This is a genomic window from Calothrix sp. CBUCES-K 9914 (genome assembly GCF_059640475.1).
In genome coordinates, this window is record NZ_JBXXZH010000261.1 from 1 (window position 1) to 12400 (window position 12400).

Here is a 12400-nt window from a genome sequence, read left to right on the forward strand (position 1 = left end):
AAAGCCTCAAAGAATTGGCTTATATTCGTGCAATTATCAAAGAAACATTGCGTCTCTACTCAGTCGCATCAGGCTCAAGCTCATTGGAGGCTCAACGTGATACTGTAATTGAAGGTAAAGTGATTCCTCGTGGTACAGGTGTATCATGGTCAATGCTTGCTGCTGGAAGAGACCCAGAAGTCTATGCTAATCCAGAGGAATTTTTGCCAGAACGTTGGTTAGAAAATAGTAAGGAAAGTAGTGTACTGCCAATGATAGACTTTGGCTCAGGTTCTCATCGTTGTTTGGGAGAACATCTATCGATGCTAGAAGCAACAATGATGCTAGCATTATTAATTCTTAACTTCGACTGGGAATTAGTCAACGGTCGTTCTTCCCTGGAACAATTACAGCAAAACATATTAATTTATCCGTCCGATAAAATGCCAGTGCTATTTCGGTTAAGAAATTGAAACTTTAAGGAATACTAATCGCATTAAAAACGTAGGGTGCGTGACGCTACCAAATAACTTTAATATAATTATAAGACTTGTAGCGTCACGCACCGACAAAGCTTATAATTAATTTTCTGCTATCCAAGTCAAAAAAGCTAAAATCTGTCCTACAGGGGGTAAAGGATAATCGTTCAAATCTATCGTTAATACCTTTTCTTGCAATTGCATGAAACGCCATTGAGTTCCATTACTAACACAACCATAAATTGTAGCTATAGGCTGTCCCTTCATCTGGTTAAACATCTGTGCTGCTACCATCTCTGATGCACACTGCCCTAAACCCGTTTTTAGGTCAGCTTTTTTTGCTTCAACTAAAATAAAAACTGGCGCCTCAATTTCAATCAACTCTGTAGAGCGACTCAACAAAAAATCACAACTCCCATTTAAACCTAGCGCCTCATCAACAGTAAAATCCTCTCCTGAAAAAAAGCTAATTTTTTGCTGTAAAATTTGACGCACTTCTAACAAAACAGGGCTAATTATCAATTCCGAACGAGCCTTTTCACTTCCCGTCGCTGTTGCAACAGGTAAACTATACTCTAAATAATTCTGGAGTGTAGAAGAAGGTTCTAGGGGAGGTAGCTGTGGCAAGAAACGCACACCCTCTCGTGTACTAATCCCAAATGCCGACTTTACACTTGCCAATGTTTTAAATTGACTATATGGCACAATACAACTCCCGATACATTTTCGCTAGCAATTCCCAACACATGCTAACAAATACTCAAGCTGAGATTCTCTCTCAACCAGGGCGTATCAACCAATGCACGAAGGAAAATCCCCCGCGCACCATTTAAATCTCTGTCCATAGTTTGACCTGTGGATGGAGATTTAATGATTTTAGACCCACCAATTTTTACCATTTCACCAGTCCAACTAACTGTTTTTGATGTGTACGCTTCGTTAACATCTAACACTACTTTGTTATGCTCCTTCGCTTTATGTTTTATAAATTGTTTGAACTGATAGTGAGAAAGAGTTAACATTTGGCGTACAGATTTTGACCTAATTCTACGCTTTGCTTTAGAAGCCATCTGGGATGTTTCAAAGGTTGGAAGCAGGATTACATCAAAGTTATTTACCAAGAACTTAGCTGACTTTTTATGTAGTTCAGAGACCTTATTTTTAATCTTGGCTCTTATACGGTTAGCTGCTTTTTTAAATCTTCTTTTTTGCTGTCCGGTAGATTTAGTTAGGACACTACATAAGTCATCCAACTTAAAGCAAAGCTTTTGGATTTTAATGTTAGCGTATGACCCTAACCAACCAAATGAAGACTCGGAGTAAAATGTCAAAAAGGTTCTAATGCCAGGGTCTAAAGCTACAACACGTCCTTGGTTCTCGGTTTCTAGTTGTAGACTACTTGTTGGCAGAGTCAAATAGTAGTCGCCATAGACGCATACTAAACGACAATCCCCAAAGTTTTTAGGTAAACGTTCTGTAAACTTTATTTCACCTAATATTGTGTGATAAATTCCTTTCACTGATACGGCAGATTTTGGAATATAACACGATTGTTTTGGCTCTTTTCTTGACTTAAAATTAAATCTCGAAATGACACCCGTATTTTTATATTTTAGTTTGGCGTTACTTACTGCCTTACAAGCATCTTTAATTGCAATTGATTTAATTTGATACGGAGTACTATCACACCAACCAGGCAGGTTGTTAAGAATACTTCCCTTAATCCTTTTCCATGATGCTTTTATTACTCCATCTCTTAATAGTTCAATGGTTTGGTTATAAACATATCTTGCTACACCAAACCAATTTCTAATCGTCGTTTTCTGCTCCGGATTCAGCCTTAGATAAATCTTCCTTGATTTTTTTGGAGTATTTTCTAAGTCCGTGCATTCTGCAACTAAAGACGTGAAGGATTGAGAGTAAATCTTGGGTAAGTTCGGAGTTTGGACAGTGGACAGTTTTGTCGAGAACCACGATTTCTCCACCGTTTTGCTCGACCATGAACTGAAACATTTCAAATCCAAACCGTGCGAGTCGGTCACGACAGGCAACGACAAGCGTGAACTTATCTCCGCGCATAAGGCGTTCCAATAAGGACTGCAAACCTTTGCGCTTAAAGTTGATACCTGACCCAATGTCTCTGATAATTTCTGCTTTTGGGTAGAGGGATTGCATGTACACGATTTGCCTTGTGAGGTCGTCTTTTTGTTTTGAGGAAGAGACTCGACAGTAGCATACTGTAACGGCAGTTCCAACTGAATCACCTCTTGTGTATGATTCAACGTCGTAGAGTCTTTGCCCTGCTGCGTTTTTGATGCTTTTGATTTTCCCTTCATCTGCATATTTCCTCAAAGTGTTTGGACTCATGCCCAGAAACTCGACCGCTTTTCTGAGTGGAATATAACTCATTCACTGCTTGGGAACGTTTACTAGTAAATGGTAGTATTTAGCTAACTAGTTGTCAACCCTTGCTCCTGTTTAAGATGAGCATTTTGAACCATCTCTCATTTTACCTTATCCAATTAAGCATGGTCGCTTTTATACGTAGAAATATTTGTGACAATCAATATACGTATTTATAACGTGAACCACGGTTCACAAAACTTGTATTTATAACCCTTTTCTCGCTACCACTTTCCAGAATCATCCTCTTGTTGCAAACCAATCAGCTGGCGCCGCTTCCAAGCATAAGAAAGAATATTAACACCTAACTCTTGGGCAGTGCGAATCACAATTCGAGGTAAAGTCAGGTCTTTATCCAACCCCCAAGCAGAAGCTAAATCACCAATGATTAAAATTATACCTCCACCAGTAAATATTTCTACTGGTCGTTGATTTACAATCGGTAAAGCTGCAAACAAAAAAGGTTGTGTTCTTAAAGGATGGTCACGTCGTAATTCTGTTAAAGGTTTCAAAGAGATTTTTAACTGTTCTGCAAAAGAGCGAGTACTTTCTATTAAAGCAGTCGCATTAGTAGGTGCATCGACTAAAACTACTCCACCTGAGTTCAAGTACTTTTTCAGAGATTCCAACTCAACGCTGTTAAAGGATAACGCTTCTTGCCCAGTCAAATAAAGCAAGTCATTTTCTTGAAACTTTTCTGATAAAGTAACTTGCCCAGCTTCACTAATTCCTTGTAAATAAGGATACAAAGATTCAACAGATTCTAACAAATAAGATAAATTAAAAAAATTACGGTCAGATGCAGAATCACTATGATTCACCTGTGCCAGTTGCACAATAGCTTGAGGTCGTGCTTGTGCTTGACGACGATAACGTAAATTTATATTATTGTAACCAGGAAAAAAAGCATCAGCAGGTTGGGTAATATCTTTCTGTCCTGGTTGCAAAAGAATTCGACAAATTTCTATTTCGGAAGCATCAAGTGCTGAATTTCTCTGGTCAAATCGGTAAGTTTCACGCACAGTATCTCTAGAATCGCGCGCGCGTAATTCTTCAGGGTCAATATAGCTAACAGTTAAATAAATCATCAAAGGTTGACTACTTGCGACTTCCAAATCAATTGGAAAATCGTAAGGTGTTGGCACAACAATCAAATTACCAGCCAAATCTATTGCAATTCCCGGTTGAATTTGTACCCAACGTCCATCTCGATACTTAGCTTCAACGTTACTCGGCGCCTCAATATCTCGCACACCCAAACCGCAAACAATTCCCGGTTGGTTCAAACATTGATAATGAGTATTCTGCCGCACGCGATGGTAATTATGTGCTTTCCGCCAGCGTTCAGCATTAATAAGTAAACCATCAGAAGCTTGTAAACGCTCAAAAGGTTGAATTGGTGGGGGTGGAAAAGGATGTGACATAGAAATTTTGCTTCGCACATGAATGGATTTGAAATTTTGGATTTTGATCCCCCCAACCCCCCTTAACAAGTGGGGCTATAATCTTTCTTGTTCCCCCCTTATTAAGGGGGGCTAGGGGGGATTTTCTATAAATAATTCATACGTACAATAAGCGGGTTTTTCTTGCTCAATAATCCTCCTTATCAACGCTTCATGTAAATTATTTGATTCTTCAGGACGCAAACGCACAACAAAATGATATGCTTGTCCTCCTCCTAACACAGCATTTCCAAGTTCTGCATCATTAAGAATAAAACCATTACCAAAAGGTTCAGTAATACTAATATGTTTATCATTCTCATTTGCTATATCTTCATCCAAAGGTAATCCAGTATACAAGTGTAAATAAAGACGCAATCCTTTACGAGTTCCCCTCCACTGATACAACTCGACCGCGCGCCGAATTAAACGACGTTGCTGTGGAAGTTCCCATTCTTCTTCAAACTGCCAACCAACCCAGTAAGCCAAAAACGGTAACAATGCGACAGGCGCCGTCAAAGCATCAAGGTTTGCCCACATACTATTGAAACTATCAATAGCTGGTTGATAAGCCTGTTCAAAAATATTTATAAAGCGACCAATAAAGTCAACTTCACGATAAAGGAGCGGCAAAAACTCCATGTATAAAGACCAAGGACGTATACATAAATAAAATTCGTCGCTTGTCTCGATTTTCTGTTCGTCAGTATCTGGGTTTACACGTAAATGAACAGAACAACGAAAGTCAAGATTTAATCTATCCCTTTTTCCTGGTAATATTGCTTGTTGGTCTTCAAAAAAAGTTGCAGGAACTTGAAAATAAAGCACAGCTTGCATCTGTTCGTTTGGTAGAAGCTCGCTGTCATCCGTACCAATTTGACACCACTCTGGAGGAAAATTACCCTCAACTCTAAAGTCCAACTCCAACGGATACTCAGTCAAATTTTTAACTTGCACAATCATTTCACTTGATTGCCCTGGATGCAACAGCAAACTGTTAAGGGCAACTGCTGCATCAAGACCTTCTGCCCCTGTAAACGCCAAAGCTACCCCCGGTAAAGCTTCGGGAATTTGCATTGGAATTAAGTCTATTTTGACATCAGAGGTAGAACGACTTTGAACCATAATAGTGCTGAGTGCTGAGTGCTGAGTGCTGAGTGCTGAGTTTTGAGTGTTGAGTGGTGAGTGGTGAGTGGTGAGTGGTGAGTGGTGAGTTTTGAGTGGTGAGTTTTGAGTGGTGAGTGGTGAGTTTTGAGTGGTGAGTTTTGAGTTTTCTTCTTACTCAGCACTCAGCACTTTCTACTCAGCACTTTTGATTAACGATTAAGAACATTAACTACATGATTGGAGCGCAAGTTACTATCAGCCCACGAGCATATTAAACCTTGAACTCCAGGGTCAATAACGCGCTCCGGTGAAGGTTGGCGCCTCCATGTATCTCCTTGTTTACGTATAGGAAATAGTAAAACAGGGCCAAGATAGCGAACACCGCGCGCTTGTTGGAGTAATGCCACAATATCAGACTCATAAAGTGGGCGCCCAAATGCCCAACCTTTTCCTTCAATACCTCCTGTTAAAGGATTTAAAAATTTATACAGAGATAATCGAATAGTACGCAAAATTTCTTCACGCGCCCTAGGGTTATCATAAGCTGGTTCTAAAGCGATTTCGGTTTGAACAGAAACGCCCATATATTCTGGTTGCTGTAATTGTACTTGTACTCCTAATAATCTCCTTTCATCTAAATAACGCAAAACTTGTTCTTTGAGTGCAGGACTAAGGTCGAATTTATCAGGAGATAAACCTTGTCCTTGGACAATACCATCTGTATTGTAATTCGGCACTAACAACAAACTAACTGTACCTGCTTGTCGATTCATTTCTGCTGGTAAACAGCGAACACGAGCAATTGATCCTTGCCCTGCAATTTGAGCTAATGCTTCAAAATCTTCAACAGTAACTGCACGGTCGCGAGAGCGCAATATTTTTGGCGCCCTAATAACCGCTTGTTCAAGTGACTCTGCATCTGCTCCATTAATCGCACTCTGGTGATTAATAACACTCTCAACATACGGAACAGCAGATTTTAAAAATTGCAGTGAATTCTCTTGAACGTTACCTTGTCTACCTCCTCCAGTACGGTAACTAACCATACGAATTTCTGAACCGCGCTCCGGAACTGCACCGTACTGATGCTCAAAGCTGTTATCTTCTATATCACGAACTTGAACAAATGTGTCTTCTGGTCTTGGTCGCTGGATGCGCGCGCGAACTTGTGTAGAGTTTTTCAATTGATTAGGTTCGCGTATCAAAGGACCAAACTGAACTGTACCAGTAATCGAATCTATTATATAATGAAGGCTTCGTGAACTAGAATCTGCAAAATCTCTAATTTCCTCCCATCTTTGAGGCAAACCATTTGGAGGAATAACTAATATATACTCCTCACTTCGACGTTCTAAAATTGGTGGTTGTTGAAGTTGAAAAACTTGCCCTGGTTTACCATTACTAATACCCAAACGCTCATCTTCAATTAGATTACTTTGACTCGCGCGTACAGTACCACCAACACTACGTACTCCTAAACCAATAATTCTTGGAGGACGATTATAACCGGAATTATTTGCATCTAATGGAGTTAGTACACAGCGAATCCAGCGACCTCGATAAGATATAAAGTTAGTAACAGGCCAGTTTTGCGGTAAGTGTAGTCTTATTCCGGCGCCTTGTTCTGGATAACTACCCTGTTCAGCAATTTCATAGAAACTAAAACCTCGCGTTTGATCATCTACTTCTTTTAATAAAACAGGTTGCCATTCCTCCCCATCCCAAGCTTCCCAATGACGTGGTGGTTGGTTCGGATTAATACCAGTAGGTGTAGCAGAGGCGCCTTGAATAGTAATTTCTAAAACATTACCATCAAGAGGGTCATCAGAATTAATGACAATGTAAAAACAGTTACCAGGTAACGGTTCCTCTTCAAAAATAGGCTGTTCGCTACCTTCCCAGAAAGATTCAGATTGACGGTTCCAAGTACTAGTTACCCTTTCTCTCAAAGATAAAGGAATTTTTTCTACAGTTGTTGCTGTTAAAAAATGTTGTAAACGGGGTTTTGCAATAACCAAAGGAGAATCAGTACTAAAAGTAATAGCTTCAGTGGTTTGAGTTCGTACCGTTGCAACCTCAACTCCTGCTGGGATTGTATAAGTCTCCGGCAAATCAGAACTTAAATAAAAAGTTAAATTAGTGCGCGCAGGGGCAGGTGGCTGGAGACGAATGCCCAGTAATTCTAGAAATGCAACATAATTTTTACGTGGTACTTGATTAAACCTAAGTAGCATTTGGTCAGTCAACCAAGCAAACAATTCAATAAGCGTAATTCCAGGGTCACTTAGATTATGGTCTGTCCATTCCGGACAGTAGCGAGGAATACGCATAATGCACTCTTCCACCAAATCATCGAAGGTGCGGTCATCTAAATTAGAAGAAGGTAATTTTGGTAAAAAGTCAAATTCCACAGTTTTATTTTAGATTAAAGTCAAATTCCACAGTTTTATCTTAGATTTTAGATTTTTAATCCTGTAGGGTAAGCATCTTGCCTGCCCAGCCCTTCCCCTCCCTACTCCCCTGAAACCAAATAAAAAGGATAAACCAAGCTATAAATATCAGGATAATCCTTAAGTTTATATTTGATGATAATGTCCACTCTACCGCGTACAGGGTCGGTATCAGTGCGAACATCATCAAGAGTGATACGTGGTTCCCAAACCTCCAAAGCTTCTGTTACATACATACGAATTTGCAGTAAGGTCTCGCTGTTCAAAGGAGCAAAAGCTAACTCTGACAAGCGACACCCAAAGTTTGGTCGATAAAGTCGTTCACCTGGACTAGTACGAAGAATAATCCAAATAGATTCTCTAACTTTCTCATCCTCACTGCTAAACTTTATTCCACCCTGCACATTTAATTGCAGTGGAAAAGCCCAACCTTTTCCCAGATATTCTCGCTGCTCACCATAAACCGGGTTTGGCATAGAAGGCGCCCTCCGCAGTGCATACCATATATATCTAAAATATTGGGGCAGAAGATATAAACCTATTCGCCAAAAGTCGAGTTTTCCCTTTCCACCATTTATGGAAAAGGTTTAGGACCTGTTGGTGTAATAAGTGTAATTGGACCCGCAGTACTAGTTAGTGTCAGAATTCCAGCAGTGATAGACAAAAGACCAGGTGTAGTAATTGTAATGGCGCCACCAGCGGTAATACTAACAGCGGCGCCTGATGTCATACTCATTGCACCACCTGAACTCATATTCATAATGCCAGTAGCCGTTGAAGTAATAGATGAAGCTGTTGAGGTAATAGAAGCTGCTGCAGTATTAGTTATTCTAGTATTCGCATTAATAGTTATACTGCCATCAACATCATTAATCAGTACTCTTTGTCCTGCTGATGTTTCTATTTCTATAAACCTCCTAGTGTCATTCACACTAATTTTGTTTCTACCTTTGGTCTCTATATATACACCTGTATTACTAGTGGCTTTATCTTCATCTACAAACTGTAATTGATGTCCAACGCGCGTTTTAAAGGTTCGCAGACGAACTCGACCGGCTACAACACTATCTTTGACAGAAGTAGGTGGTGCATCTTTCCCGTTCCAAACAGCACCAATGATATAAGGTCGATGAATATCACCATGTTCAAAACCAACCAAAACTTCATCATTAATTTCTGGTAGCCAATCTGTACCGCGACCCGCACCGGCGCCTGTTGATACAACTCTTGCCCAGTAACTCTCATGTTCTTCGGTAAGAGTAGGAAACTTGACTTTAACTCGACTCAATCCATTAGGGTCATTATTATTAGTAACAATTCCTACCAAAAATGTTTGACCAGGTTGTAAACGTGTTTGTGGTGAAATCGAATTATATAAATTACCAGAACGCAAACCTCGAACGCTGAACTCCGTAGTATAAACTCGCTGGCTATAAAAGTGGCGTGTTTCCGTGATATAGTACTTACCACTAAAACGATTACCCATCTTTTCTAAATTTTGTAAATCTACAAATTTACCCGGTCGAATGTTAGGGTTACCTTCTGCTTTTGCATCTGCATAAACAAATTCTCCCCCTAATTCATCACATAAAGCTTGAGCCATAACCTCTGCTTCTTTGGCACTAAAAACGGGTTTATCTACAACAGTCATTTGCGGGGGTTTACTGATGTTGAACTTTTTACTGCTACTACTTCCTGTTTGATTACCAGTATTAGTTATTACCTTCTCTGATACAGCCTTAGAACTGATTAACTTTTTCTGAGTGTAGTCCCAACTACGCACTTCAACTGCACTTACTTGTTCTGCGCTAGTAACGCGAGTACTAAAACTGCTAATTTCATCTAGCCATTCCAGTTTTACATTTGTTTGAGCTTCTGGTTTACGAAAGTTAATTTTGCCATCTTCAATAAAAAGCTCAAAACCAATACGAGCAGCTCTTTCTCGCAAAAACTCCATATTAGTTTGGTTTTCTTGAAAAACATACTCATTCGCGGCGCCACTCGGATCTATTCTTCCAACTTGTATACCTACTTCAGTAGCAATTTTGCGTACTATATCGCTATCGGTGGTATTCAAAAAAGAGCGATTTTGGCGCCCTTTATGCAGTCGATGCGAGGTATCGTAACCGCGAACAATAATGGGCGCCTCAGATTTACTATTATAATGAACTTCAATCGCCGTAATTTCGCCATCAATCAAGTAGCCATCTTTTGGTTGCTTAAAATTGTCGTCTTGGGTATTACTAGAAATAAATCCCAATCTAACCTTTTTACCAATTTCAAACACCTTTTCGTGGCGCCAGGGTTTGTAATCAGCTTTATCATTAGTAGGTAGATAGCTGTTGTGAACCACCAGCGTAAACATAGCAGGCAAGTGCAAACTTTCTTCAATAGTAATTTGCAATAAATCCTTAATTAATTCAGGAGATGCTGGCGCTCCTCCTATTTCTACTTTGGGTAAAGATAAATAAAGACTTTGTTGTACCATATTTTTTCCCTTTAATAACAAAGACATGACCTGTACGTTATTGCTATCCTTTTCGTTTACCTCCAGATTTTTGCTGACCACCAGATTTTTGCTGACCACCAGCTTGTTGTTGACCACCAGATTTTTGCTGACCTCCAGATTTTTGTTGACCTCCAGATTTTTGTTGACCTCCAGATTTTTGTTGACCTCCAGCTTGTTGTTGACCACCAGCTTGTTGTTGACCACCAGCTTGTTGTTGACCACCAGCAGCTGGACTTGGGGCTGCGTCAAGAGCTTGACCTTTAGGGTCATTTGCTCGTTGTGCCTGAGCAGCAGATTCTGTTCCTCCAGGTAGATTATTTTTATCTACTTCTTGCAATGAAATATCAACCATTGCTCTAACTGGTGTTCCATCAGTAAGAAACATATTTATGGTATAGGTTAGACTAACCATAACGCAGTAAAAATACTCATCTTTCCATATAAACGTATAAACTGGAGGACGTTTATCTGCTGCTTGCTCAATAGTTTCTACTCCCTTTTTAATAATATCAATATATGTCATTACTGACTCTTTCTTTTCGTAGGTATCAAAAATCAATTGTTTAAGTGTAAACTGATAAGGTTCAACACCAGAAAAATTAATTTTTGGTAATAAAGTTGTTCCTCTATTCCCTGGATGTTTTTGCCAGTTAACAGTTCGAGAAAAACTGATTTCACTGGGATTAAACATTAATTCGATATCAGGCGCCTCACCGTTATAAGCTTTTAATTTAGCTTTTTCAAGTTGGGGCTGGCGTTTTTGAGGAGTAATAACAGAAGGACTTGGCATAATTAATTGTTCTCCTTATCTAAAATATAATTACCAAGGTAGACGACCTGTGAAAACTCCTTGACGTTCTTTTTCTATCTCTAGCTGTTGCCGTAATCTTGTATATACTTCACGAGCAAGTGCTTCGAGAGCTATTTCATCATCTTCTTTAGAGTTAGCTAAATTTGAATCATCTGACTTTGAATTAGATGAATCATCAAAAGAACTTTTTATAGTTTCAGTGATTGGTTTTATATCGGTAGCTATGTCACTAGGTATTTTATCTTGATTCTCGTTAATTGCTTTGTGTGAATATGCAGGTTTTTGTTGAATAGGAAATTTGTTACTTGTTTGAGAATTATAATTACTTCCAGTTTCACGATTAAAATCGGTAAAACTAGATTCATCGCTACCTATATTTAGTAAACTCTCAATATTTGACCATTGTGAAGGAGTATCTATATGATTACTAGAGAATGTATGATTTGAATTTGATTTTTTAAAAATTAAAGGTGGCGATGAATAATTATTTGGAGTCGCCGTTTTTCTTTGTATAATATCTTCTGTAGCATTATTTTCGTAGAGATGATGTGAGTTAAGATTTTTTTGTGTATTTGATTGATTAATTACAAATTTCTCTGGTTGGGACACATTAAAAGGTGTCGCTATATTATCAAAGCCTGCCTTCGCAGGCTGTGTAACTTCGCTAGTTTCTGGTGATGTTGGTTGAGTTGGAACAGGCGCCTGTGTCTGTATATTTGTCGAGTCACTATTCTGGTTTGAATGCTGTAATGGATCAAGGAATGAAGTTTGAGGTAATGCTGTTTGCCTAAAAACAGGCGCCGTTGGTTTTATATCGGGCGTGTCTGAGTTAGTGTTTTGGTTAGGAGCTTGTTGTAATGGTAAAGTTTTTGAAGCCTGAATTGGTTCAGTTTGCTCATAATTTGGTACATTTGTCTCTATATTTGGTGTTGCTGGATTGGATGTTTGGTTAGAAGCTTGCTGTAATGGTAAAACTTCTGAACTTGGAGGTGGTACAGTTTGCTCCGAAGTTGGTAAGGTTGTCTCTAAATTTGGTGTTGCTGGATTGGATGTTTGGTTAGAAGCTTGTTGTAATGGTACAACTTCCGAAGTTTGAGGTGGTACAGGTTGCTCAGAAGTTGGTGGAGTTGTTTCTAAATTTAGTGTTGCTGGGTTAAATGTTTGGTTAGAAGCTTGTTGTAATGGTACAACTTCCGAAGTTTGAGGTGGTACAGGTTGCT

The 12400-nt window shown here is 39.3% G+C and carries 12 protein-coding genes; 1 reads left to right on the top strand and 11 read right to left on the bottom strand.

All coding sequences use genetic code 11. The features are described 5' to 3' along the window. The coding region (locus AC2JBO_RS36605) for a cytochrome P450 (RefSeq protein WP_496958548.1) at positions 1–452 on the top strand (452 nt) is incomplete at its 5' end. A 108-nt stretch (positions 453–560) separates the two neighbouring features. Here the strand turns inward: AC2JBO_RS36605 and AC2JBO_RS36610 are convergent. From AC2JBO_RS36610 to AC2JBO_RS36660, 11 genes are all read right to left on the bottom strand, one after another. Further along, positions 561–1163 carry a hypothetical protein gene (locus AC2JBO_RS36610; protein ID WP_496958549.1) on the bottom strand — a complete coding sequence of 201 codons (603 nt, stop codon included), beginning with the start codon at positions 1161–1163 and terminating at the stop codon, positions 561–563. Between the two features lie 44 nt (positions 1164–1207). Then, the gene (locus AC2JBO_RS36615; protein ID WP_496958559.1) at positions 1208–2383 is read right to left on the bottom strand and encodes an RNA-guided endonuclease InsQ/TnpB family protein; all 1176 of its coding nucleotides are present in this window, start codon (positions 2381–2383) and stop codon (positions 1208–1210) included. Then, complete coding sequence (locus tag AC2JBO_RS36620; protein ID WP_496958550.1) at positions 2268–2825, bottom strand: IS607 family transposase; 558 nt, start codon at positions 2823–2825, stop codon at positions 2268–2270. Before AC2JBO_RS36620 ends, AC2JBO_RS36615 begins: the two co-directional genes overlap by 116 nt. 260 nt (positions 2826–3085) lie before the next feature. Further along, positions 3086–4285 carry a DUF4159 domain-containing protein gene (locus tag AC2JBO_RS36625; protein WP_496958551.1) on the bottom strand — a complete coding sequence of 400 codons (1200 nt, stop codon included), beginning with the start codon at positions 4283–4285 and terminating at the stop codon, positions 3086–3088. 111 nt (positions 4286–4396) lie between these two features. Next, positions 4397–5428, bottom strand: coding sequence for a phage tail protein (locus AC2JBO_RS36630; protein ID WP_496958552.1), 1032 nt, complete (start codon positions 5426–5428; stop codon positions 4397–4399). After that, positions 5392–5592: a hypothetical protein gene (locus AC2JBO_RS36635; protein WP_496958553.1), complete on the bottom strand. Its 201-nt coding sequence runs from the start codon at positions 5590–5592 to the stop codon at positions 5392–5394. Before AC2JBO_RS36635 ends, AC2JBO_RS36630 begins: the two co-directional genes overlap by 37 nt. A gap of 27 nt (positions 5593–5619) precedes the next feature. Further along, complete coding sequence (locus AC2JBO_RS36640; RefSeq protein ID WP_496958554.1) at positions 5620–7821, bottom strand: putative baseplate assembly protein; 2202 nt, start codon at positions 7819–7821, stop codon at positions 5620–5622. 101 nt (positions 7822–7922) lie between these two features. After that, positions 7923–8336 carry a GPW/gp25 family protein gene (locus tag AC2JBO_RS36645; RefSeq protein WP_496958555.1) on the bottom strand — a complete coding sequence of 138 codons (414 nt, stop codon included), beginning with the start codon at positions 8334–8336 and terminating at the stop codon, positions 7923–7925. 98 nt (positions 8337–8434) lie between these two features. Then, on the bottom strand, positions 8435–10348 hold the full coding sequence (locus AC2JBO_RS36650; protein WP_496958556.1) for a VgrG-related protein: 1914 nt from the start codon (positions 10346–10348) through the stop codon (positions 8435–8437). A gap of 43 nt (positions 10349–10391) precedes the next feature. Further along, positions 10392–11159: a CIS tube protein gene (locus AC2JBO_RS36655; RefSeq protein WP_496958557.1), complete on the bottom strand. Its 768-nt coding sequence runs from the start codon at positions 11157–11159 to the stop codon at positions 10392–10394. Positions 11160–11189: 30 nt separating this feature from the next. Then, positions 11190–12400, bottom strand: a 1211-nt coding sequence (locus tag AC2JBO_RS36660; protein ID WP_496958558.1) for a hypothetical protein, incomplete at its 5' end; no start/stop codon positions are given.

Excerpts from the sequence above, each read along its gene's own strand:
- AC2JBO_RS36620 (WP_496958550.1), bottom strand. The coding sequence starts at position 2,825 with ATGAGTCCAAACACTTTGAGGAAATATGCAGATGAAGGGAAAATCAAA.
- AC2JBO_RS36625 (WP_496958551.1), bottom strand. The coding sequence starts at position 4,285 with ATGTCACATCCTTTTCCACCCCCACCAATTCAACCTTTTGAGCGTTTA.
- AC2JBO_RS36630 (WP_496958552.1), bottom strand. The coding sequence starts at position 5,428 with ATGGTTCAAAGTCGTTCTACCTCTGATGTCAAAATAGACTTAATTCCA.
- AC2JBO_RS36645 (WP_496958555.1), bottom strand. The coding sequence starts at position 8,336 with ATGCCAAACCCGGTTTATGGTGAGCAGCGAGAATATCTGGGAAAAGGT.
- AC2JBO_RS36650 (WP_496958556.1), bottom strand. The coding sequence starts at position 10,348 with ATGGTACAACAAAGTCTTTATTTATCTTTACCCAAAGTAGAAATAGGA.
- AC2JBO_RS36655 (WP_496958557.1), bottom strand. The coding sequence starts at position 11,159 with ATGCCAAGTCCTTCTGTTATTACTCCTCAAAAACGCCAGCCCCAACTT.